Origin of the sequence: Gracilibacillus sp. HCP3S3_G5_2, from assembly GCF_052063305.1 — a bacterium.
GTDB lineage: Bacteria > Bacillota > Bacilli > Bacillales > Amphibacillaceae > Gracilibacillus.
In genome coordinates this window covers 344362-369185 of sequence record NZ_JBQHXU010000004.1, presented here as the reverse complement: position 1 = coordinate 369185, position 24824 = coordinate 344362, and the positions used below count along the sequence as shown (strand labels likewise).

Here is a 24824-nt window from a genome sequence, read left to right as displayed (position 1 = left end):
AAAAGAGAGAATAAAAGGGGGCAGCTGTTGATAGCTTCTCCCACATGTCATTTCTTCGTTTTCTTGTTCTTGTGTGAATAGTATGTTGGTTTTTCTCACGATTTCTTAACGACTGAAATATTTACATTATTTATTGAGAAATGCGGGACTGTTCGTTCATCTTTGCTGTCTCTAATTTATTAAAAAGAAAATGTGAAACAGAAACAGTCATCCATGCCGGTAATGAAATGAAAAAGAAAGGGATAAGCCCAGGTACTGCCATGAATAGCATGTAGCAAAATAAGAGACTACAAACTATTAAAATCGTGAAATGAGGATAGGAGAATGTTAAAACAAAGCCAGTTTTCATATAAGAAATAAATGATAATTGATAATGAATATATAAAAACGGTAAATAGATAGAAATAATGAGTAAGATAAATACACATGCAATGATCAAATAATAAACATAGTGCTGGAAAGAAACAATCAAGTGATGTAATCCAATAACTATAAATGCTGTGATGAATAACCCACACCAGCCATAAAGATTTGACTTTAAGAACTCACGTTTAAAGGAGCAAATAAAGTCAGTCCAGATAGAATTCTCTTTCCCAATATTCCATTTTCTTACCGTACATAAAACAGCTATTGTAGCAGGAAATATTCCGAATAAGCCTAATCCTATTATTGTAAAACTCATCCAAAGTAAGTTTAAGTAAGCAAGTTTCATAATGAAATGACAACCATTTAAAAATCTTGAATAGACGATTGGAGAGCTATTCATATTCATACCTCTTTTCTAGTGGATTCATCTAGTCATTAGCTAATGATAGTTAGAATACCTGTCACAAGCCAAATAGATGAATATGTTTCTTTTTTAAATTTCTGATATTCCTTAATAAAGCTTATATCAGAGTTTTTTGGCGATAGATACTTTTACCTTTTTCTTCTAAATTGAAATTTAAATATATCATTTCTTAAATAATCTTCAGAGTAAAATACAGGTCTATTAAATTCATCATAATGGACTTGTTTCATCAATAACACTGTTGTATCTGGATGAATAAGCAGCCTCTGACAATTTCGATCTGTATGTAATGGTACACTAATTTCGGCATCGGAGCTCACTATGTTTAATTTACATTCCCTTTCAATAAAATGTAATAATGAACCTGAAAAGTGCTTTTCTTCAAACAAGTTTCCTACTATCTTTTTTGGCATTACATTCAGTGAAAACACAACATCTTCTCTATCTGCAGTTCTGACACGTTGATGCAAGATGACAGGGCTACCTTCTTCTATTCCTAAAAGCTCTCCCCACTTTTTTGTACAGGCTACTGTCTTAATTTTTTCGCGTTTTTCTCCCTCTTTTAAGGAAGCAGCCCTAATAATATCTGTAATGCTTGTTAATTTCTCTAAACTACTAGGAATCTTTGGAAGGGGAGTAGCTATATATGTACCTACCCCTCGTTTAATCGTTACTTTTCCTTCTTCTTCTAACAACTTCATCGCAGACCGAAACGTCTCTCTGCTGACTCCATATTTTTTGGCCATTATAACTTCTGATGGCAGTTTTTCTCCTATTTTTAAATCCCCTTGTTTTATTTGCGTTTCTATATGTTCTTTAATATGCAAATAACTAGGCTTTCTTTCCATGATCGTTTGAACACCTCTAGACAAGTTAGTTTTTTTCATTTTATCATAATATTTCGTATTAAGTGATAGTCATATAGAATACTTATTATGCTTCATCTATTAAAACCCTTTTATAACAATGTTTGTAGGGGTTTATAAAAGGAGTGTTAAATTTTCGATTAATTATATTTACAAGGAATTAATACTATATTAACAATTGTTTGGTAATATCGGAGGTGAAATATGTCTAGACATCGAATAGAAATGGAGGTGTATTTTTGCAGAGGATATCACGGTTAAAACAACAAAGCTATGTAAACAAAATAAAAACTATGTCAAAAACCGCAAAACTAAAGAAAAGGTTAAAGCAGGGAATCCCGCTATATCTCATGATGTTACCTGGCATACTGTTCTTCCTTCTTTTTAAGTATGCGCCAATGTTTGGTTTATTTGTAGCATTTATGGACTATGACCCTTTTGCAGGATTCACGGGAAGTGAATGGGTATGGTTTGCCCATTTTGAGAGACTGTTCCAAGAAAGAATATTTATGGATTTGTTATGGAATACGTTTGTACTAAGTATTTATGACTTGCTCTTTTATTTTCCGGCACCAATTATTTTAGCGCTGTTACTAAATGAAATACGAGTCAGGTGGTTTCGAACGTCGATTCAAACGATTTTATATACGCCTCATTTTATTTCATGGGTTGTTATCGTAGGTATTACAGCAATCTTATTTTCTACACAATCTGGAGTGATTAATAATTTATTGCATACTTACGGCTTTTCGCGTATCGAGCTGATGACGGATCCTGTTTTTTTTAGACCACTTTGGGTAATTCATAACATCTGGAATGGAATGGGATGGGATGCAATTGTTTACTTAGCTGCGATGGGATCGATAAACCCACAACTTTATGAGGCAGCGAGAATGGATGGTGCTACCCGTTTACAATTGATGAGGCATATTACAATCCCTTCTATCTCATATCTTATCATTGTGATGTTTATTTTGCGGCTTGGAGGTTTTTTAGATCTAAGCTTTACACACGTGTATTTACTACAAAACCCTTTAAACTTAGGGGTCTCAGACATTTTTGATACATATGTATACCGTGCAGGAGTACTAGGTGGGCAATATAGTTATACAACAGCAGTAGGATTATTTAAATCTGTTGTAGGTCTTGTCCTTGTCATTGTCGCCAATACACTAGCTAAGAAAATGGGCAAAGAAGGTGTGTATTAATGAAATCTTTGAAGCTTTCAGAAGACAAACTATTTGATATAGCCGTTTACACCATCATCAGTGTGATTACCTTAACTGTTTTACTGCCACTTATTTATGTATATATGAGTTCATTTGCACCTAGAAGTGAGTTTATTACAAGAAGTTTTTTTCTCTTCCCGAAGGAATTTACCTTAGATGCCTATAAGTATTTATTAAGCAGCAAGGAGTTTATCAACGCTTTTAGTAACTCTCTGATTATTACAATAGTAGGAACGTTCATTAATATGCTTTTTACTACATTAATGGCATACCCCCTTTCAAAAAAATGGCTGCCGGGTAGGTCTCAAATTAACTTCTTAGTTATGTTTACGATGCTTTTTAGTGGAGGTATGATTCCTCTTTTTCTTATTGTTGGACAACTTGGGTTAATGGATAGTTATGGAGCGTTATGGTTAACATCAGCTATCTCACCATTTTATCTTATTGTAATGAGAAGTCTTTTTTCAAACATACCTTCTGAATTAGAGGAGGCAGCGAAAATAGATGGCTGCGGTGAGTGGAAAATTTTCTTTAAAATCGCATTACCACTCGTGAAACCCGCTATGGCTACCTTTACCATTTTTTATTTAGTCGCACATTGGAATTCTTACTTTGATGCAATCTTATATATACAAGATCAGAGCAAAATGCCTCTCCAAGTTTTTTTGCGGAGACTATTAATTCTAGATGAGGATGTGTTAGCAGGAGAAATCAATGATATATTATTCAGTCCAGCTGTAGGTATGGCTGCAATTGTGATTACCATTACACCTTTAATCATTATTTTTCCTTTTTTTCAAAAGTATTTTAATAAAGGCTTTTTATTAGGCTCAGTAAAGGACTAAAAATTGCAGGAGGTAGATAAAATGAAATGTAAACTAGTGATGATGACGGTTTGTGCTTTTGTTCTTTTCCTTGTTGTAGGGTGTTCTCAAAACGAAGACGCGTTAGCGGAGGATCAGAGCAATAGTAATAGTAATAACAGTGATGTCGATCCTTATGATTTTAGTGAACACTTAACAATCTCGTTTTTAACTACTGGATCTCCTATTCAAGACGAAGATAATGCCATATTTGACTACATTGAGGAAAAATTTAATATTACGATGGAATGGGAGTACTATGATCGTGATAATTTCGGAGAATACTTTAATACATTAGTAGCAAGTGGTAATGTCCCTGATGTTTGGAGGTTTGGGTACAACGAGCCTAATGAATATCATGATTGGGCAGAGCGTGGAGTTTTGTATGATGTAAAACCACTATTGGATGATTATCCTGCGTTAAAATCTGATATTCCTACAGAAGCATGGGAAATGTTAAATCCAAGTGGTCATTATTACGGTGTCCCTGAGTATAGATTGCAAACACGAAATATGTTGGCCATACGCCAAGACTGGTTAGATAATTTAGGATTAGATGTGCCTGACACCATTGATGATTTTTATGAAGTTGCATACGCTTTTGCCCATGATGATCCAAATCAAACTGGACAAGATGATACGGTTGGTTTTTCTGCTATTGGATTATTCGATGATGTTAGTGGTACGGCGTGGAGAGGTGGTGCATTTGGATTAGCTCGAGACTGGATGGAAGTAGATGGCGAGCTGGTTCCATACCAAGCACAGACAGAGGAATTGGAAGAGTATATAGCATTTATGCGGAAAGCGTATGAAGAAGATGTGTTAGATAAAGATTTTATGTTGCACACCGATTGGAGGGACGCAAACGAGCTATTAAGTAACGGAGTAGCTGGAATAGAGTATGTGAACCCAAATAGTGTTGATAGAAAAGAGGCAGCAGATATTAAAGAACATAATCCAGAGGCCTCCTTAACGTATTTCCCACCTCCAGCTGGTCCAGATGGGGAAAGAACGACTCCTACCAGACCGAGTTATTTTAAAAAAGTAATTAATGCAGATATCAGTGAAGAAAAAGTACGACGGATTCTTGCCTTATTCGAATGGAATATAACAGAAGGATATGAAATCACACGCCATGGTTTAGAAGATATTCATTGGCAAGAAGCAGAAGATGGTACTATTGAGGTTTTAGATAAATGGGATGAAGATGAGCCTGCTTCAATAGGAACGAACATCCTTAGAGCTTGGAATCCGCTTCATCGAGCATATTGGTGGTTAGGTGACGAGTTTGCTACGAATCTAGAAAATTACTACGAGATGAATGAAACATACTTATGGGAAAGTGACAATCCGGGACTCGTATCGGAAACAAACTTACAAAGTGGAACTCAGCTTGACGCTGAGTTGGAACAAATCTTAACAGAAATCGTTGTTGGAAGGCGTGAACTCAGTGATGTCAAAACAGCTGTTGATCATTGGTTATCAAACGGTGGACAACAGATTATTGATGAAATGAATGAACAATATAAGGAATATCAACAGAATTAACATGTGAATAAGAGGGACAAGGCTTGGCCTTGTCCCTCAAGAAATACGGGAGAGGATGAATGAGATGAACATCGATTTTCATACGCATGGGAAATTAAGTAAGAAAATACCTTTTTCAATAGATAATTTTATGGAAGCAATGAAGGAAGCAAAAGAAGCTGGCTTAGATGCTGTCGCCCTAACAGAGCATTTTAACGCGATTGGCTTTCTTGATGTTTACAAAAGTTTAGATGCATACTTTTCGTATAAACACCATTTTTATGATGTAAATGGGGTTCGTGTTTTCCCTGGTATCGAGGTTGATGCGAGGGAGGGAGGTCATTTTCTTTTTATTGGAAGTAGAGAAAATATCCGTGACTTTTGGTATCAACTAGAACCATATCAATCAAAAGGGGATTTTTTACCTATAAAAGAAATCTTGGAACTTGCGGAACCTTATGCTTTTCTCAAGATAGGAGCACACCCTTTTCGGTCCTCCAATCCCTTGATCCAGCATGACCACGAGGTTTTTAAGCAACTAGATGCACTTGATCTCAATGGGAAAGATCTTTATAAAATGGGACGCAAAATGAAAGATAAACTATCGTTGTTTTCCTATGAAAAAGGTCTTCCTTTGTTAGCGGGAAGCGACACCCATCATTATTTGCAATATGGAAGTGTTGTTAATCGATTTTTTGAAGAGTGTAAGACGATTGAGGACCTTAAACAGGTTTTACAATTTGATAACTATGATATTCGCCTTTCTCCTCACTTAGAGGTAAAGGTAAAATCAGCAGCAGCAATAAAAAGAGTAATAAAATCACAGTTTGCAGAAAGTAGATTGTCATGAACACGCCAAATATACTAATGATCACGCTAGATCAATGGCGATTCGATTGGATTGGACACATAAATAAAGTTCCAGTCGAAACACCGATAATGGATTCATTGATAAAAAGAGGGACGTATTTTTCGCAAGTTGTTTGCAATGGCTCTACCTGTGTTCCTAGCAGAGCGGCGATTTATAGTGGAGTATACCCACATCGTCTAGGTGTTTTAACAAATGAAGATACGTACCCGTTGACTCAGCCAACATTCTTTCAAGAGCTACGTAAGAATGGTTATTATGTAGGTGGTTTTGGCAAACTAGAATTTCAAAAACCAGCAGCAGATTATGGAGAACATGGTGATTCACCTATAAATTATCACTTAGGATGCACTCATCCGTTTGAAGTGGAAGGTAAAATGACCTCTGCAAAAGAAAATGGTTTACGATGTATCGGCCCTTATCAGTATTACTTAGATAACATTGGAAAATTATCTGATCATATAAAGGAATATGAAGAGAGGAATAATAAACCAGTATGGTACACCAAATGTTCTCCGCATGACCCAGCCAATACATTAGATCAATTTATTTTTAATAAGGCTGAAGCATTTATAAAAAGTCGTTCTAAGGATCGACCTTGGTTTTGCGGTGTGAATTTTGTCAGTCCACATGACCCTTGGGATGCTACCGAAGAGTGGTTCAATGTTTATAAAGATCATTCTTTTCCGTGTTCTATTTCCTCTCCATTAAGTATGAAAAAGAAACCACTTTGGGTACAAAAGCTTCAAGAAACCTATAGTGAGGGACTAACTTCGGAGAATTTAGAACATGTAAAACGTCACTATGCAGGAATGATTAGTCATATGGATCACTTAATAGGAAAACTTGTGGACACGCTCGTTGAGTATCATTTTGACCAAAATACGATTATCATCATAACTTCAGATCATGGCGAAATGCTAGGCGATCATGGACTATTCCGTAAGCAAGTGATGTATGAGGGGTCTGTCCGAGTACCATTGGTCATTGTCGACCCTCGTCATGACCAAGTAGCTAAAGTGGAGGAACTTACAGAACTTGTTGACTTATTTCCAACCATTTTAGCCTTTGCAAATATAACCATTTCGCAAACAATCGATGGAAAGAGTTTAGTACCATTATTGACTAATAAAAATGCAAGTCATAAGGAAGAACAACTGTCTGTGTGGCAAAATACGGAAATGATACGAACGAAACAATATAAATATATACGAAACTTTAACGACCAAGATGAATTATACGATTTGGTCAGAGATCCAGAGGAAATCCATAACATTATAGACGATGAACCTCAGGTTATGAAACAAATGAAGAAAAAGCTGCTAAAGCTAAAAGAAAATAATAGACTACATCAATAAAATGAGACCATAAAAAACACCTTCGAAATGGTATATTCAAACAAATACTATCCGGAGGTGTTTTTGCATAAGCAAAAACGTTTATTACAGTGAAGTAAGATGGGCAGTTGTAAAAGCTGAAATAGCTATTACTACACTTAGTCGAGATAAAGTTACACCGAAATACCGTACAGCGTGTGATGCGAAAATGATATTTACAGTCTCGAATTAAATCGAAAGTAAATATTTAATTTCTAATTGAATATCCCATACAATCATAGAAATAAATCAAGCCCTGAAATTCCCCAATCATATAGGAATTTCAGAGTCTGATATGCCTATTCTGTTTTTGTCCGGGTGTTACGTGAAAATGTTGAAGAAACCCCTAATAATACAAAATTAATCTACATAACCGTCTAGAAATTTACTTGCCTCACTATTAAACTTCCACATTATCCCGAATTTATCGACTAACATTCCAAAACTTGCCGACCATGGCGTAGAAGATAGCGGCATGATCACAGTACCACCTTCTGAAAGCCCTTCAAAATATTGTTTATTCATTTCTGGATCAGCATCAATAATACTGATTAGGATGGTATTCCCATGTGTGATTTCGCCTGTCGTAGCTTGCATAAAAGGTGGAACATCAGAAATCATCAAAATATTCCCTGAAAACTCAATACGAGATTCCATAATCATGCTTTGTTCCTCTTCCTTTAATGGGGCATTTGGATCTTGGCCAAAATCACCAAATCTCACCATTTTTACACTAGTTACTGATAATGCCTTTTCATAAAAGGCCAACGCTTCTTCTGCTCTCCCATCAAATTGTAGATAAGTTATTGCTTTCATATTCTATTCCTCCTTTTTATATTTGTAGTATAATAGGTCATAGGCGACATATGTATGTCGTATATTGGAGGGGAATATGAAAAAAATTGAGCGACTTATCTCGATTGTGATGATTTTGTTACAAAAAGAAGTAGTTTCGGCATCAGAATTCAGCCGACTTTTTCATGTAACGAAACGAACGATTCAACGTGATATGGAAACATTAAATTATGCAAACATCCCCATTTATGCAGAATATGGTGCTGAAGGGGGATATGCGCTAATGGAAGAGTATAAATTCGATAAACGATTACTAAATCACAAGGATATTGAAAATATACTTATAGCTTTAGGTGGATTTGAGGGACTGATTACCAATCAAGAGATTCAAACGACTATTAAAAAAATTAAAGGAATGACCAGCGAAGATATTTCTCCAACACTTGATTTAACTTTCTATGATTGGCCGGGAAGAAGCCAAATCAACGAAGAAGTTTTATTTATCAGGCAAGCAATGGAGAACAATTGGTTATTAAAATTTGATTATGTGGATCAAATAGGAAACAAAACGTACAGACTCGTAGAACCCTATAAGGTACATTTAAGGGAGATGCATTGGTATCTTTTTGGTTATAGTTTAGAACGGAACGACTATCGAACATTTAAGTTGACGAGGATATTAAATATTAAAAAAGACGGTTTTTTTGTTCCAAGGACTGATCAGGAATTTCAACATGAAAAACAATACAAAGAACAAGAAAAATTAGTTAATGTAAATCTATCGATAGATGTTGCTGTAAGGGATCAATTTATTGAGAGATACGGAAAAAATTCCGTTAAAAAAGTGACCCCAAGAAAATACCATGCGACAATTGAATTACCAGAGAATCAATTTTCCTACCAATTTTTAGCTGGTTTCGGTAATAAAGTTAAAATTTTGAAGCCAAAAGGTTTTATCTCAAAATATTTAAACTTTCTAGAGGAAGCAGTGAAGCTCTACAAATAGAATTTTCAGTGTTAAGCAGAGGAGTTTAATATTAACTGTATAAGTAAGAAATGCGTACGGTTGCTTACTCCAGTAGTTTTTTAATTGGTAGAATAATAACTGAGACTGAGCCTCACTTTATATGCAATGAAGGACCACACATTTTAGCCATAGCTAATATGTGTGGTCCTATTATTACCCCGCTGAAGCATTCTTAGCTTAACCTATCTTTTGTTTTGTAAAAGTATCCCAAGCGATATGAAAATCTAACTAGTCTACCGGATAAAGTAATTTTTTCTTTATGATATATGTTTTTTGAGTACTTGCGTTAACTTCTCTTTCATTTCATCAGTTAAAACAAGGCAGCCGACCGACGAAAACTTTGTTTTGATCTTTAGCTCATATTTATCGTTAATTTCTTTGGAGTGACCATAATTTCGATGATTCACATCAATACGAACAAATTCAAATGACTGGATGTTTTTCCATGCAATGAATTTTCCGCCACTAATAATGCCGTCATTTCTTACAGAGAATTGACTGAACATATTATGGCTAGAGAATAATAGAACAAAGAGCAATGGAGCAAAGGCTAAGTTAAGCTGGTTTAAGACTCCTATAATGAATAAGGCAATTACGATTAATAGTGCAAAGGTAGACAAGATGATACCTAGTTTTTGCCCTGCATAAGTAGGGGGTTTTAATTTGGTTAGTTGGCGGCTTCTCATTTCACTCATGTCGTCTTCAGTTTTTGGCAAAATAGGTTGTCGATTCATTTTACTTAACAGATAAATGAATGTATACAAATGATAACCGATAATTACGATGATGAGTATGCTTATTGCTATTTTCATTTTCTATCACCACGCTTTTTTTCTACATACTGTTATACGATTGCAAGAAGGAAAACGTTTCATAAAAAAGCAAGCTAGCTCAATTTGTATAAAAATTCTTAAGAAAAGCTGGAAGAATTTTGTTAGTCATGTTAAAGTATAGAAAAATATCAAAGTAAAACGGTAGGAATTGTTGAGTTATAAAAGAATACTTTTCTGGTGAAAAGGAGTCTTTATCACTTCCTGTCCTTGTAGAAATAAATCAGTGAAATAACACTTCTAATTTATCGAATTTTTCAAAAATTCACAAGACAGTATAATCATATGCACATCCATTTATTTATAAAAAAGAGTAGACTTATTACATTACGGCTAAATGAGATAGAAAGATTGTATTCAAACAAAAATGTATACAATTATACAATTATTTTTAAACAATTTACTCAAGTGAGAATTAGTTTCTTTAAAAGCTTAGATGATGAAGAACATAAGAATTAATTTACTGGGGGAGGAGGACATGAGCATGGTGCAGAGTCGACGATTAACCAAAGATGTTGCTTATTCAGAAATCAAGCACAAAATTGTTTATGGCGAATTAAAACCGGATCAAATAGTGAGAGAAGAACAATTAGCAAGGACTTTGGAGATTAGTCGCACCCCACTCCGACAAGCAATTCAAATGTTAGAAATGGAAGAATTCCTTATTAGGCAACCAAATGGAAGGCTTAAAGTAGCTCCAGTAATGAAAGAGGAAGTAGAAGAAATTTTTATGATTCGTAGTATGTTAGAGGGGAAAATTGCGAAAAACGCTGCTATGAATGCAACAAAACGTGATATCGAAGTACTTACTAAAATACTCGCGAACTTACGGAACTCTTTTCGTTTAGGTCACAGTCAGGTCTTTGTGACCTACGGAAATGAATTCCACGATTATTTAGCAGAGATAAGTGGTCTAAAAACTACTGTCAACCTGTTAAGTATGGTGAAGGACCACGCAAACCGCTACTGTCGATTAATGTCGATGTATGGGAAATGGAATGAAAATGCAGATGAGGAGCATGATTTGATTTTACAATGTGTGAAAAACAAAGATGGTGATGCGGCTGAAAAGGCTATGAATGCACATATAATAAGTAGTCTAAGGGATGTTATTAAACGAATTGATGAAAAAGAGCGTCAGAATGAGCAGTGGAAGTAACTAAATGTAGCGTGTTTTCGCTACAGAAGGAAACAATGAAGGGAGTTTTCATACATGGATTTAACACTTCAAAAGATAGTAGAGGATCTAGAAAATCAATTAATAGCAGTCCGTCGTAATATGCATCAAGAACCAGAACTTTCCTATGAAGAATACCGAACGACAGCCAAGCTTCGTACCTGGCTAACAGAAGTCGGGATAAAGGTGCTAGATCTTCCACTGGAAACAGGATTAGTTGCTGAAATTGGAAGAAAAGAAGGACCAATTGTAGCTATTCGAGCAGATATAGATGCTTTACCGATTGAGGAACAAACAGGCTTACCTTTTGCATCAGAAGTTTCTGGCAAAATGCATGCATGTGGCCATGATTTTCATACTGCTACGATACTGGGTGCAGCCTACTTATTAAAAGCGAAAGAAGAAGAGCTTCCAGGAAAAGTCCGTGTACTTTTTCAACCGGCAGAAGAAACCGGACACGGTGCTGAATCGGTTCTCCAATCAGGAGGACTAGATGGCGTACAAGTCATTTTTGGTTTGCATAATCGGCCGGAGTTGCCTTTAGCTGCTATCGGGTCAAGACCTGGAGCTTTGACAGCCGGGGTAGATCGTTTTGAGATTGAAGTAAAAGGTGTCGGAGCTCATGCAGCTGCACCAGAAACTGGCGTGGATTCCATCGTCACTGCTGCTCAAATTACAATGGCTTTACAAACAATTGTTAGTCGTATGACAGGTGCAAAAGACCAAGTTGTGTTAAGTGTTACAAGGATTGAAGGTGGTAATACGTGGAATGTACTACCAGATACCGTTACCTTAGAAGGAACAGTACGTACTCATGATGAAAAGGTGAGAAAAATAATTCCTGAAAAAATGAAACAAACAATTGAAGGGATAGCTACTGCAATGGGGGCAACAGCAGAATTGAAATGGTACCCTGGTCCACCTGCAACAGTAAATCACACAGAATGGGTAGAGGTTATTAAAGATGTTGCCGAGCAACAAAGCTATACTTACTATCATCTAGAACCTCAATTTGGTGGGGAGGATTTTTCCTTATATTTACAACAAATACCTGGAGCATTTCTCAATATCGGAACAGGGAAGCCTTATGCATTGCACCATCCAAGTTTTGATGTTGACGAGAAAGCACTGCTGCCAGGTGCAAACTATTTTGTTGTTTTAGCAGAAGAAGCATTACGTAAATTAATAGAGAGATAATGATTGGGAGAGGGTGATGGGAAGATGAATATGATCGAGATGAAGAGCGTTTATAAAAGCTATAAGCGAAAAGATGTGATAACCGAAGCACTCAAAGGAATTAATCTACAAGTGCAAGCAGGTGATATCTTCGGTGTTATTGGTTATAGTGGTGCTGGTAAAAGTACACTAGTTCGTCTCGTCAATTATTTAGAGCGTCCTACCGATGGTCAAGTAATAGTTGATGGTCAGGTGCTTGCAGATTTATCTGATCGTCAATTACGCGTGATGAAAAAGCAAATCGGTATGGTTTTTCAACACTTTAATCTATTAGAATCAAAAACTATTTTTGATAATGTAGCCATTCCGCTTATTCTATCAAAAATGTCGAAGAAGGAAATAAAAGAGCGGGTAATAGAACTACTTGAGTTTGTTGGCTTGAGTGATAAAGCGAAAAGTTATCCGAAAGAGCTGTCAGGTGGTCAAAAGCAACGCGTAGGGATTGCCAGAGCTCTTGCATCAAATCCAAAAATTTTGCTTTGTGATGAGGCTACTTCCGCTCTAGACCCGCAAACCACACACTCGATTTTACAACTGCTAAAACGAGTGAATAAGGAGTACAATATCACGATTATGATCATTACCCACGAGATGTCAGTTATCCAGGAGGTATGTAATCGAGTCGCGGTAATGGAAGCTGGAGAAATTATTGAGCAAGGATCCGTATTAGATGTATTTGGTCAACCGAAGCATCCAACAACAAAAAATTTCGTCAAGACTGTCATTCATAATAGTATTCCAGAGAGTGTTAAGCGCACGTTGAAAAAAGCTGAAAATAGTCGAGTATTCAGAATGGAAGTACGAGGTGAATCAGCATCCGATCCGATTGTCTATCACCTCATGAAAGACTTTGATCTAAAAATAAACATTTTATTCGCCAATATGACCGAAATACAGGATACAACACTCGTTATTATGTATATGCAGTTTGAAGGGGAAGTAACGGAAGTGGAAAAGGCATTATCCTTTTTAAGAGAAAAAGGTGCTAGTATTGAGGAGGTCGTAGAATAATGTTTGAGACAGCTATAACTTTAGATCAATTTTTGCAGGCTGGCATTGATACGCTTTATATGGTTGGAATGTCACTATTAGTAGGATCACTCATTGGATTACCATTAGGAATTGCCCTAGTTGTGACCAGGCCGGGAGGCATTATAGAAAGTAAAATCATTTATTCTATTTTAAATCCGATTATTAATATCGTACGGTCGGTACCGTTTATCATTCTTTTAGTTGCAATTATTCCATTTACTCGTTTGATTATTGGAACTTCAATTGGTACTAACGCAGCAATTGTGCCACTGATCATTTATATAGCACCATTTATTGCTAGATTAGTAGAAAACTCTTTGCTTGAAGTAAATCCTGGTATTATTGAAGCTGCAGAATCAATGGGTGCTACCCCATTTCAAATTATTCGATATTTTTTATTACCAGAAGCATTTGGTTCACTTATTTTATCGATTACGACAGCAACAATTGGATTAATCGGTGCGACTGCAATGGCTGGTACGGTAGGAGGTGGCGGTGTTGGTGATTTAGCAATTGTTTATGGCTATCAGCGATTCGATACCTTTGCGATGATTTCAACCGTTATTATCCTTATCATCTTTGTTCAAGTTATCCAATCATCAGGTAATGTACTAGCACGTAAAGCAAGAAAAGAATAGGAAGGGAATGACCTCGTATTATGTCTTCTGTGAAAATGAACCGATTCGAACAGCATTTAAGCGGAAAATTAGCAGATCGGCCAATTGTTAGTGGTTGGCATCATTTTTTGGATAAGGAACAATCAGCAGCTGACTTAGCGGAAGCAACCATTAATTTTGCTCATCAATATGACTGGGATTGGATAAAAATTAACCCACGTGCGACTTATTTAGCAGAAGCTTTCGGTAACACGTATGATTTTCATGATTATCGCTGGGTATTCCCTAGACAACGTCATGCAGTCATTCAGAAGCCTGCAGACGTTTGGAGCATAGAGGAGGTTGATGTAACTGAGTCTGCTCCACTTCAAGAACAGCTTGAGGCGGTTCAGTTAATTAGAGAAGGATTGCCGGAAACACCGATCATCCAGACGGTTTTTTCACCATTAACGATATTGATGTTTTTAACAGGAAACTCCTCTTATATTAATCAAACAATGTATGGGAGTGAAGCCCCAGTTGATTTTAAGCAACTATTGGAAGCAGAACGTAGTGGTGTACATCGTGCACTTCATGTGATTGCTATCACAATAGCTAACTATGTAAAAGAACTGGAAAAAATCGGGATAGATGGCTTATTTTACGCAGTAACTGGTACTGCTCATCCAAAGCTATTTGATGAAGCAACTTTTAATGAATTTTCCCGACCTTATGATTCAATCGTTCTGCATGCTATGAAAAAAGGAAAACGAATTTTGCATACATGTGGTGCTTATGCACAACCCGAACGATTTGATGACTATCCGGTTGAAGGAATTAGTTGGGATACAGAAGCTGCAGGGAATCCAGGGCTAGACATTCCATTGAAAAAGACGAAGGTGGCAGGTGTCGATCATCACCTCTTTGAGGGAAACGATGATACACTCATTGAACAACAAGCCAAAAAAGCAATAGACATCATGGAAAATCAAGCCTTTTTATTAGTTCCAAACTGCGCGGTTTCTGTAAAAGCAACAGAAGCTTCGTTGAATACTTTGCGAAGAAGCGTGTGGTAGTTTTGAAGTTAGATAATATTTTATTAATACAAAAAGTGAGAAATGAGGGGACAGAAATGAAGAAAGTTTTCGTATTAGCAGTATTATTGATGGTTTCACTATTGGCAGCATGTGGAAATGACGAAGCAGACGGTGAAGATAAGAAAGATCTTGTGTTCGGCTTTGGTGTTGGAACATATGAAGAACAATTCCGTAATGGTGTCTTACCAATATTAGAAGAGCAAGGCTATAACGTAGAGATGGAAGTTTTCTCCCAAAACATGCAAGTAAACCCAGCGATGGCAGAGGGCGCAATTGACGCAAGTGTGTTTCAAAGTACTGCATACATGGAAGGAATAAATGAAGAATTAGGAATTGAGATGAGACGACTAACTTTTTCTCCTAGTGCACCACAGAGTTTACGTTCCGTGAGACATGATTCATTAGATGCCGTTCAAGACGGTTCAACAGTTGCACTACCGAATGATCCTGTTAACCAAGAACGTGCGGTAAGAATTTTAGAAGATCTCGGTTGGGTTACAGTAGAAGAGGATGCAGGGACTACGGATTTTAATTTGAATAGTGTATCACCAGCTGATTATGATATTCAATTTGAAGTACTCGACCCAGCGCAAATTCTAGTATCGCTCGAGGATGTTGATTTTGGTGTCGTCAATGGTAACTACATTGCAGATGCCGGTATGAAGATATCTGATGCATTACAAATTGAAGATACACCAGAGGAGCACCGTATTATTGTTTCGATATTAGAAGAAGATCTAGATACACAATGGGCACAGGATGTAAAAGCAGCATTTGAATCTCCAGAATTTGAAGCGTATATTAACTCTGAAGAAAAATATGATGGCTTTATCTTACCAGAAGCTTGGGAAAATAACTAAGATGAATGTAACAAGCGGGGGCTATGGATGCCTCTGCTTATTACATTTCGATAAACGGGTTGATTGCAGGTTAACATTAGTTTAGGAGGTTTATTCATGATACATTTTATTGGTGGCGGTCAAATGGTCGAAGCTATCATACGTGCAGTTTTGGCGAATGGGACGACAACCGCAGAGGAAATGACAGTGGCTGATATTTCTGAGGAACGAAACACATATTTAAGTGAAGCCTATCATGTAGAGGCTAGAAAGACACAGGAGTCCGCTTTAAAAAAGGCAGACATCATCGTAATTGGTGTACGACCACAAGACGATTTGGCATCTGTTGGAAGGTTAATCCGTGAACATAGTAACAAGCATGCTGTCATAGTTTCGATAGTGGCGGGAGTAACCATAGAGAAGCTAACTGGTTTTATCGGGGAGGAGCGGGCAATAGCACGAGTGATTCCCAATACATTAACAAATACAGGATTTGGTTATAGTGGTGTAGCCTTAAATTCGTTGGCTACTATTGAACAAGTGGATGTATTTTTAAAAGGCTTCGGAAAAGTCATGTATGTGGAGGAGAAATTAATTGATATATTTACTGGTTTCGGCGTTGCTGGACCAAATTATGTCTATTACTTTATTGAATCGTTAGCAGATGCAGGCGTTTTAGCAGGCTTGTCACGAGATCAAGCATGGCAAATTACTTTGGAGAATGTCGCAGGTGCGGTTGAAATGCTGAAGCAATCAGGTAAGCACCCTCGGCAACTGCTTGATATTAATAATTCTGCTGGCGGGGTAGGCATTCATGCCTTACATGAGTTAAACAGCTCAGATTTTGCTGCGGGTCTACAGCGTAGTGTAATCAAAGCGGTCAAGCGGACGACAGAGTTGGGTACAGAGTAACTAGTATAGGAGTGATTGGGTGACGGATATGAAATGGGATCATACAGTTCACTATGTGCAAGATCTAAAAGCAGCTATTGAAAAATTCCGTGAGCAAGGTTTGGTTGCGTTTATGGGTGGTTCCCATAAGCAATGGGGGACCTACAATGCGTTAAGCTATTTTGATCTTTGTTACATTGAATTTTTAGGAGTAGAGGATCGTGCAATAGCGGAGAATATCGAAGAGTCAAATGATGTGGTGAAAGATTCGGTGAAACTGTTACCGGAGCACGAAGTGTTGAGTCGTGTTGCGCTAAGGACAGATGATATGGAAGCAGTTGCAGAGCATTTATCAACGTTTGATTTGGAGATGTCACCGATAATGAATGGTAAACGATTAGATGCACAAGGGAATCTAATTGAATGGAAAATGATGACGATTGGCGGTGATTATCAAGGATTACCGTATCCGTTTGTGATCCAGTGGTTAGAAACAGATGAAATAAGAAGGGCAAAGATGATAGATTCTGGTGTCATTAGGAAGCATCCGGCCGGTAATGTAACCATTGAACAAGCTGTATTTCATGTAAGTGATCCGGTAGCAATTTCCAATCATTGGAAGGAATTGTTTGGTTTGGCGATAGTTCGTGAGGGTGTGAAAGTAGATGAAAGGAAGTTGATGGTTGGGAACCAAAATTTTGTTTTTAAGAAAGGTCCGGAAAACCGAATGCAACAACTCATCTTTAACACAGATGCAAAATCCCTAAAAGGAAAAACCATTAGAATAGGCTTAGGTGAATATCAATTTTAATCGAGTGGTAAGACGTGTCACTCGATTTTTTTCAAGTTAAAGGAGGAATGGAGATGGATTTTACGAATAAGGTAGTGTTAATTACCGGATCTGGTGCAGGAATTGGCAGAGAAACGGCTTTACAATTTGCCAGAAATGGTGCAAAAGTTGTCATTAACTCTAGGAGTAATCGAGGTGAAGAAACATTAAAGCTATTAAAGGGGAATGGCGCAGACGCAATATTTATACAAGCAGATGTTTCGAAGGTAGACGAGGTGAAGCGGATGGTGAAATCGGCGACGGATACCTATGGCCAAATCGATATACTCGTCAATAATGCTGCTGTTGTTTTACCAGGTACAATTGAAACGACAACAGAAGAGGATTTGTTGGAGACTCTATTAGTAAATGTACAGGGAACTTTTTTAGTTTCTAAATATGTCATCAAAGAAATGAAGAAACAAGGTGAAGGTGTTATTGTAAATATAGGATCCGTTGCAGCAGAAAAAGGGCATGAGAATCGGAGCGCCTATTCTGCTTCTAAAGGAGCCGTTTTAGCATTAACCAAGTCGATAGCAAAGGACTGTATAAATGATAACATCCGTGTTAATTGTGTTTCCCCTGGAACAACCATGACGGAGGGTGTCCAAGCTAAGATTGACAATGCCGCTGATCCCAAAGCAATGGAGGCGATGTACCTCGCAAGACAGCCTGTAAACCGATTAGCAAAAACCTCGGAGATTGCACATACTATTTTGTTCGCAGCTTGTGAAGAGGCAGCCTTCATGAATGGTAGTAATATTACTATTGATGGGGGACTATCTATTTAAGCCCCCTTTTTGCTGACAGCCTACTAAGGTTGACCTATTATCTTAAATAGACACAATATTTCGAATACCTCTATTTGCATGCATAATATTTTCCATTTGTCAATAATAGGCGTATGATAATATTTAGGGAGTCGAAATAAAATAAAAGAAGAAGGGGTACTATTTTAACTCAAGAGCAACTAGTGAAGCGTAATTTGTCAATCATGTGGTTTGCGAACTTTTTTATTGCCGCAAGTATGACGATGGTTATCCCATTTCTTTCTTTATATATTGGAACATTAGGCAATTATGCGGATAGTGATGTGCAAAAATGGTCAGGTTGGGTATTTGCCATTACCTTTCTAATTGCATTTATAGTATCACCAATATGGGGAAGATTTGGTGATAAACATGGTCGAAAAATATTTTTAGTTATAGCTGGTTTCGGTTTAGGGATCTCTGTATTACTGATGGGATTTGTGACAAATGTCACGCAACTCTTTATTCTGCGAATGTTTATGGGATTTTTCACTGGCTTTATCTCTATGTCCCAAGCATTTATTTCAACACAAACACCTAAACATATAGCTGGAAAAGTATTGGGAACATTACAAACAGGGAATGTAACAGGCAGCTTACTAGGCCCGTTGTTTGGCGGAGTATTAGGAGATACAATAGGCTATGCTGCCACTTTTCAACTAACATCCATTACATTGTTTATCGCAGCTTGCTTTGTGGTATTTGGTGTAAAAGAGGTCAAACTAGAGACACCGAGGACAGAGAGGGAAAGCTATTCCTCAATAGAAGTACTAAAACATATTATGTATAATCCTGTACTAATAGTGGTCATGATTGTATCGATGTTTGTCCAAGTTGCAAACTTCAGTATTCAACCAATTTTATCCTTGTATGTAGACGAAATACATGGGCCAAGCAGTATCGCATTCTTTTCCGGACTTGCTTTTTCTGCAGCAGGACTTGGGAATCTTTTTATGTCAAGAAATTGGGGTAAATTAGCGGATCGTATCGGTTATGAAAAAGTGTTAATTATCCTTCTGTTCTTGTCTGCTGTATTTTTCTTTCCGGGTGCATTAGTAGATAATATTTGGCAATTAATCTTTGTCCGCTTTTTACTAGGAATGGCGATTGGCGGTGTTATTCCGATAAGGACTGCGTATATTCGTCAAGTCACACCAATAAGTATACAAGGTGAAGTGTTAGGCTATAATACAAGCATTCGCTTTTTAGGCAATATAATAGGTCCTGTCATTGGTGGCTGGATTGCTGGATTCTATACGATAGCCACTGTCTTCTATTTTAGTAGTGGACTATTATTAGTTAGTGGATGTGTACTACTTTATACAGTTAGACATGAACCGAAGCATAGTATCAAACACCATCCGTTGCATTCGTGATAACGGCATAGGAAGCCAACAGAATCAGAATATTTTTCTTGGTAATACTATTAGTGGTACTATATTCATCTCAGTTCGAATGAACTCTGAACAATTATAAAGGGGTGAATCATCATGGAAACTAGAGCCGTGATTATTAATCAATATGGAAGTAAAGATGTATTAGAAGAAGGAACAGTTATGTTGCCAGAGCTCGGGGAGCACCAAGTATTAGTACGTGAAAAAGCAACATCCATTAACCCTATTGACTGGAAACTTCGTGAAGGGTACTTAAAGCAAATGTTTGATTGGGAATTTCCGATTATTCTTGGATGGGATGTTGCCGGAGTCATTGAAGCAGTTGGATCAGCCGTAACAGAATGGCAAGAAGGCGATGAAGTATTTGCTCGTCCGGAAACAACGCGCTTTGGCACTTATGCGGAATATACGATCGTTGATGATCATTTATTAGCAAAAAAACCAGCTAATATATCCTTTGAGGAGGCCGCAGCCGTACCATTAGCGGGAATGACAGCATACCAAGGGTTATTTGATCATGGTCATTTAAAAGAAGGCGAGAAAGTGTTAGTCCATGCTGGAGCTGGTGGAGTCGGAACATATGCGATTCAATTAGCCAAAGAGGCAGGGGCATATGTATATACCACTGCAAGCGAAAAGAACCATGAACTTCTTCGATCACTCGGTGCAGATGAGGTAATTGATTATCGTACGACTGATTTTAGAGATGTCGTACAGGATATGGATCTTGTACTAGATACGATGGGTGGAGAAGTGCAACTTAACAGTTTTGATGTACTGAAGGAAAACACGGGACGACTTATTTCCGTTTTAGAAGAGCCAGATCAGGAAAAGGCGAAAGCGAAGAATGTGGTTGCCAAAAGCATATGGCTTGAGCCAGAGGGCAAACAGCTTAGCAAAATAGCTGATCTCTTACAAGCGGACAAAGTCAAGAGCATTGTAGGGAGCACATTTCCGCTAACACAGCAAGGAGTTTATGATGCACATGCCTTAAGTGAAACGCATCATGCAGTAGGGAAGATTGTGATTAAGATAGATGAGTAAAAAGGCTTGCTATACTAGCCTCTTAAGCTTCCATCCCCTTCATAGGATGGAAGCTTTCTTACTTGTACTATATGAACCCAATTTATAGCGCTTTTTGGCTTGTCTAATCGATTGTAGATGTTTGCTTTTTCTTTTTTTCTCGTTTGCCTCTTTTTTCGATTTCCTGATGTGCTGTCTTATAAAAGGAAGCTAACATCAAATACATAATAATCGAGAATGGCAGTGCTGCAATGATTAACATATTTTGCAATCCTTGTGTACCACCAAAATAAACGATTATAGCTGCCATTGCTGACATTGCAAGTCCCCAAGTGATTTTAATAGAACTAGAAGGATTAATGGACCCATTTGCACTCAGCATTCCAAGCACAAAAGTAGCAGAGTCCGCAGAAGTAATGAAAAAGATAGCGATAACCACTATCGTGATAATGGACATTAACTCACCTAAAGGATAATGCTGTAGTACACCAAATGTTGTTGTTTCCAAGGAATAATTGGAGATTAAGTCGATCCCGTTTTGCTCAATGTTTAAAGCTGACACACCAAAAACAGCGAAAAAGATAAAGCACACTAATGCGGGTACGAATAGAACACCTAACATAAACTGTTTAATGGTACGTCCTCTAGAAATTCTCGCGATAAAGATACCAACAAATGGTGCCCATGAAATCCACCAAGCCCAATAGAAGATCGTCCAATTATCAATCCATGTACGACCTGCTTCGTTTAAAGGTGATATGCGGAAGCTCATATCAAAGAAGTTGGTAATATAACTGCCGATCGTAGATGTAAACATGTTTAAAATATATAAAGTTGGCCCTACGGCGAATAACAGAACTAGCAAAGTAAATCCAAGTATCATATTAATGTTACTTAAGTATTTAATACCTTTACCGATACCGGACCATGCCGATATGATAAATAGAACAGTAGCTATAGCTAATATCAGTAATTGCATACTGAATGTATCTGGTGTATGGAATAAATAAGATAACCCGCCATTAATTTGAGCAGACCCGAAGCCAAGTGTAGATGCGACACCTACTACTGTAGCAAAAATAGCTAGTATATCAATTAATTTACCGGCAATGCCTTGCATGCTTTGCTCCCCTAATATAGGTGTGAGTGTGGCACTAATCAAACCCGGTTGATCTTTACGAAACTTAAAGTATGCCAACGATAGTGCTACAACCCCATATACTGCCCAAGCATGAATCCCCCAATGGAAAAAAGAATACTGCAGCGACTCTTTTATAGCTTGGTTAGACGCTACTGCAGCCGATGGAGAACTTTTAAATGCGTGGGAAATTGGCTCTGCGGTAGTCCAGAATACTAATCCCATTCCCATTCCGGCGCTGAATAACATGGCAAACCATGAAGGTAAGCTATAATCAGGCGTATCCTTTTCCTTACCTAATTTAATTTTGCCAAAGCGCGAAAAGATAAGAAAGATACAGAAACCTAAAAATATCATGATAGAAATTAAGTAATACCATCCAAAAGCTTCTGAAATAAAGGTAGTGATACGTAAAGTAATAGCTTGCAGATGATCGGGATTAATCATGCCCCAAACGACAAGTGCTGCGCAAATAGAAATGGAAATCCAAAATACTGATCCTTTTTCTTTCACAATTTCACCTCAATTTCAAATTCTAAAACTATTACATTATCTCTAAAACGACAAAAAATAGCAAATTTCCCTTAGGTAATTAGGTAAAAAAAGCAAGTTGGTTGATTCTGAGAGTATGCTATTCGGTTAATAGATGGCATGTGTTATCATGAAAGTAAAAAATACTATAAATGATTGATTTTTACGATTCGATATTTTAAGATGGAAGAAAGTAAATGTGTGGAGGTATTCTAATCATGATGATGGCAGTGTTCTTGACAGTTATTCGATAATTATTAATTGAATAACAATGATACTTGAAAAAACCCCTTGATAGATGGGGTTAATTTGTCGTGTGATTTTTAAGTATCAGCAGTCAATGAACTTAATCATCATAATGCCGTTAAATATACTGTCAGCACTTATATGTAAAACAGTTTATGAAAAAGGTCTACAAGAAGTCGTGATGAACTTTAAGTTAGTTCATTCACGGCTTTTTTGTGTTCTTTAAACGGCGTTCAATAAATTGGAGGCGTTATGTATGACTCTTTATTTTGCGAGCGTATTGCCTGGATTAGAATCCGTTTTATCAAATGAAATCAACCACAAGGTGTGTGATGCTGAAATAATTCAAATAAATAGAGGGAAGGTTTTCTTTACTACAGCTGAGTCTGTCTCATCTTTAAGCTCTTTAAGGGGTGCAGATAACTTGTTTCAAGTAATGGATCAATTTCAAATTGGTCCACATAAAAAGCATTTATCTCAGGTAAGTGAGCGAATATCCCGGTTGGATTTGGATTTTATTGATCATACAGATTTATTTTGGGTAAATGCAAGCCGTAAAGGAAAACAAACCTATAGTCGTTTTGAAGTAGCTAAAAAAGCAATGGAGGGTATTAATATGCGTTACCCAGGTTGGGATAGGGGAACGTCTCAAAATCATCAGATAGAATTCAGACTCGACATTGAACATCAGTATGTGGTTTTTTCACTTCGGCTTACAGATGCTACGTTTCGTTTTCGCAATCAGACACGGCGGTTCTCCCGTGGCTCATTACTACCAACTGTGGCACATGCAATGGTGTGGTTATCCGATCCTAAATCGACAGATATATTTGTAGATCCATGTTGTGGTTCTGGTACCGTTTTGTTTGAACGAGCCACATACCCTGCAAAACAAATAGTTGGTGGAGATATATCTGACGTAGTCACAATGATTGCTAAAAGTAATCTGGATGATGCGAAGGTGGAAGTGAATGTTTGGGATGCACGTCAATTGCCTTTTTCTGATAGTGGGGTTGATAAAATTGTAACTAATCTTCCTTTTGGGAGACAAATATCACCTGACGAGGACTTAGCATTGTTCAACCACCATATGATGAATGAAATATGTAGAGTTTTGAAGCCAAACGGAAGAGCCGTTATCTTATCAGAAAGTGTCAATCAATTGTTGGGGGAAGCAAAACGATTAGGATTTTCTTGTCTAACATCTTATCCTTTGAGCTTGAAGGGTTTGCATCCTACATTGTTTGTGTTTGAAAAACAAGATGAATGTAGGAGGACGTAACAGAAAGATTCCGTTAAAGTTAAAAACTAGAGAATAAACGCAGAAAGGGAGTGGCTTAATCCCTTTCTGCGTTAATGAAATTTATAGAATAAATTTATAAATGAGATTGGAGTTTTTCAAAAGTCTGTTATTCTTTCCAAAGAATATACAGAAGGAAAAACATAACAATATCTAATCTAGCTTCAAATGCAAAATGGAGTAGTCCTAATTGGAGAGCAGGTACTTTCGTAAGAAAAAGAGCGGCAACCATAATAACTAATAATGGAATCGCTGCCTTTTTAACATAGTAATTAAAAGCAATCAGCACTCCACATACTAATTCCGTAATTCCGACAATTAATACTGCTGCTTCAGGGTATGGTATACCATAATCAGCAAAAGCACTGGTAAAATCTGCGACCACCAATTTCATAAGAGCAGAAGCTATAAAGACATAGCTGACTACATACCTGATGATTTGATAGGTTGAAATATTTCTTGGCATAAAAAGCCTCCTTAGCAGTTGATAGTCTATATATATGCAGTAAAGGAGA

24 protein-coding genes are annotated in these 24824 nt (G+C 37.2%); 18 read left to right on the top strand and 6 right to left on the bottom strand.

Going from position 1 to position 24824, the window contains the following annotated elements; genetic code table 11:
- Positions 1-130 precede the first annotated feature (130 nt).
- Positions 131-766 (bottom strand): YesL family protein, encoded by a 636-nt coding sequence (locus ACTNEP_RS08760; protein ID WP_441161483.1) that lies wholly within the window; start codon positions 764-766, stop codon positions 131-133.
- Positions 767-918: 152 nt separating this feature from the next.
- Positions 919-1638 (bottom strand): GntR family transcriptional regulator, encoded by a 720-nt coding sequence (locus ACTNEP_RS08755; RefSeq protein ID WP_441161482.1) that lies wholly within the window; start codon positions 1636-1638, stop codon positions 919-921.
- Positions 1639-1895: 257 nt separating this feature from the next.
- Here ACTNEP_RS08755 and ACTNEP_RS08750 point away from each other — a divergent pair, with 257 nt between their 5' ends.
- From ACTNEP_RS08750 to ACTNEP_RS08730, 5 genes are all read left to right on the top strand, one after another.
- The gene (locus ACTNEP_RS08750; RefSeq protein WP_441161481.1) at positions 1896-2864 is read left to right on the top strand and encodes an ABC transporter permease; all 969 of its coding nucleotides are present in this window, start codon (positions 1896-1898) and stop codon (positions 2862-2864) included.
- On the top strand, positions 2864-3730 hold the full coding sequence (locus ACTNEP_RS08745) for a carbohydrate ABC transporter permease (RefSeq protein WP_441161480.1): 867 nt from the start codon (positions 2864-2866) through the stop codon (positions 3728-3730). The genes ACTNEP_RS08750 and ACTNEP_RS08745 overlap by 1 nt, the downstream gene beginning before the upstream one ends.
- 21 nt (positions 3731-3751) lie before the next feature.
- A complete protein-coding gene (locus tag ACTNEP_RS08740; protein WP_441161479.1) occupies positions 3752-5296 on the top strand; it encodes an extracellular solute-binding protein in 1545 nt (514 codons plus the stop codon).
- A 64-nt stretch (positions 5297-5360) separates the two neighbouring features.
- A complete protein-coding gene (locus ACTNEP_RS08735; RefSeq protein WP_441161478.1) occupies positions 5361-6125 on the top strand; it encodes a PHP domain-containing protein in 765 nt (254 codons plus the stop codon).
- Positions 6122-7501, top strand: coding sequence for a sulfatase family protein (locus ACTNEP_RS08730; RefSeq protein ID WP_441161477.1), 1380 nt, complete (start codon positions 6122-6124; stop codon positions 7499-7501). Before ACTNEP_RS08735 ends, ACTNEP_RS08730 begins: the two co-directional genes overlap by 4 nt.
- Positions 7502-7879: 378 nt before the next feature.
- Here ACTNEP_RS08730 and ACTNEP_RS08725 read toward each other — a convergent pair whose 3' ends face one another.
- A complete protein-coding gene (locus ACTNEP_RS08725; protein WP_441161476.1) occupies positions 7880-8335 on the bottom strand; it encodes a VOC family protein in 456 nt (151 codons plus the stop codon).
- Positions 8336-8411: 76 nt separating this feature from the next.
- On the opposite strand from ACTNEP_RS08725, the gene ACTNEP_RS08720 reads away from it, so the two are divergent.
- Entirely contained in the window at positions 8412-9320 is a 909-nt protein-coding gene (locus ACTNEP_RS08720) for a helix-turn-helix transcriptional regulator (RefSeq protein ID WP_441161475.1), read from the top strand.
- A gap of 278 nt (positions 9321-9598) precedes the next feature.
- On the opposite strand, the gene ACTNEP_RS08715 is transcribed toward ACTNEP_RS08720, so the two are convergent.
- Positions 9599-10153, bottom strand: coding sequence for a hypothetical protein (locus ACTNEP_RS08715; protein ID WP_441161474.1), 555 nt, complete (start codon positions 10151-10153; stop codon positions 9599-9601).
- A gap of 502 nt (positions 10154-10655) precedes the next feature.
- Between ACTNEP_RS08715 and ACTNEP_RS08710 the strand changes: the two genes are divergently transcribed.
- From ACTNEP_RS08710 to ACTNEP_RS08660, 11 genes are all read left to right on the top strand, one after another.
- Complete coding sequence (locus ACTNEP_RS08710; RefSeq protein ID WP_441161473.1) at positions 10656-11330, top strand: GntR family transcriptional regulator; 675 nt, start codon at positions 10656-10658, stop codon at positions 11328-11330.
- A 54-nt stretch (positions 11331-11384) separates the two neighbouring features.
- The gene (locus ACTNEP_RS08705) at positions 11385-12545 is read left to right on the top strand and encodes an amidohydrolase (RefSeq protein ID WP_441161471.1); all 1161 of its coding nucleotides are present in this window, start codon (positions 11385-11387) and stop codon (positions 12543-12545) included.
- A 30-nt stretch (positions 12546-12575) separates the two neighbouring features.
- Positions 12576-13595, top strand: a complete 1020-nt coding sequence (locus ACTNEP_RS08700; protein ID WP_441161503.1) for a methionine ABC transporter ATP-binding protein — start codon at positions 12576-12578, stop codon at positions 13593-13595.
- Entirely contained in the window at positions 13595-14254 is a 660-nt protein-coding gene (locus tag ACTNEP_RS08695; protein ID WP_441161470.1) for a methionine ABC transporter permease, read from the top strand. Before ACTNEP_RS08700 ends, ACTNEP_RS08695 begins: the two co-directional genes overlap by 1 nt.
- Before the next feature lie 20 nt (positions 14255-14274).
- Positions 14275-15288 carry a uroporphyrinogen decarboxylase family protein gene (locus ACTNEP_RS08690; RefSeq protein ID WP_441161469.1) on the top strand — a complete coding sequence of 338 codons (1014 nt, stop codon included), beginning with the start codon at positions 14275-14277 and terminating at the stop codon, positions 15286-15288.
- A 56-nt stretch (positions 15289-15344) separates the two neighbouring features.
- Positions 15345-16169 carry a MetQ/NlpA family ABC transporter substrate-binding protein gene (locus tag ACTNEP_RS08685; protein WP_441161468.1) on the top strand — a complete coding sequence of 275 codons (825 nt, stop codon included), beginning with the start codon at positions 15345-15347 and terminating at the stop codon, positions 16167-16169.
- Positions 16170-16265: 96 nt separating this feature from the next.
- On the top strand, positions 16266-17060 hold the full coding sequence (proC, locus tag ACTNEP_RS08680) for a pyrroline-5-carboxylate reductase (protein WP_441161467.1): 795 nt from the start codon (positions 16266-16268) through the stop codon (positions 17058-17060).
- A gap of 28 nt (positions 17061-17088) precedes the next feature.
- On the top strand, positions 17089-17850 hold the full coding sequence (locus ACTNEP_RS08675) for a VOC family protein (RefSeq protein ID WP_441161502.1): 762 nt from the start codon (positions 17089-17091) through the stop codon (positions 17848-17850).
- Positions 17851-17903: 53 nt separating this feature from the next.
- The gene (locus tag ACTNEP_RS08670) at positions 17904-18659 is read left to right on the top strand and encodes an SDR family NAD(P)-dependent oxidoreductase (RefSeq protein WP_441161466.1); all 756 of its coding nucleotides are present in this window, start codon (positions 17904-17906) and stop codon (positions 18657-18659) included.
- 203 nt (positions 18660-18862) lie between these two features.
- Complete coding sequence (locus ACTNEP_RS08665; RefSeq protein WP_441161501.1) at positions 18863-20053, top strand: MFS transporter; 1191 nt, start codon at positions 18863-18865, stop codon at positions 20051-20053.
- Between the two features lie 114 nt (positions 20054-20167).
- Positions 20168-21115 (top strand): NADP-dependent oxidoreductase, encoded by a 948-nt coding sequence (locus tag ACTNEP_RS08660; protein WP_441161465.1) that lies wholly within the window; start codon positions 20168-20170, stop codon positions 21113-21115.
- Between the two features lie 103 nt (positions 21116-21218).
- Here ACTNEP_RS08660 and ACTNEP_RS08655 read toward each other — a convergent pair whose 3' ends face one another.
- Entirely contained in the window at positions 21219-22745 is a 1527-nt protein-coding gene (locus tag ACTNEP_RS08655) for a glycine betaine uptake BCCT transporter (RefSeq protein ID WP_441161464.1), read from the bottom strand.
- Positions 22746-23265: 520 nt separating this feature from the next.
- Here ACTNEP_RS08655 and ACTNEP_RS08650 point away from each other — a divergent pair.
- Entirely contained in the window at positions 23266-24291 is a 1026-nt protein-coding gene (locus ACTNEP_RS08650) for an EmtA family 23S rRNA (guanine(2470)) methyltransferase (protein ID WP_441161462.1), read from the top strand.
- A gap of 127 nt (positions 24292-24418) precedes the next feature.
- On the opposite strand, the gene ACTNEP_RS08645 is transcribed toward ACTNEP_RS08650, so the two are convergent.
- The gene (locus tag ACTNEP_RS08645; protein WP_441161461.1) at positions 24419-24775 is read right to left on the bottom strand and encodes a DoxX family protein; all 357 of its coding nucleotides are present in this window, start codon (positions 24773-24775) and stop codon (positions 24419-24421) included.
- Positions 24776-24824: the final 49 nt, after the last annotated feature.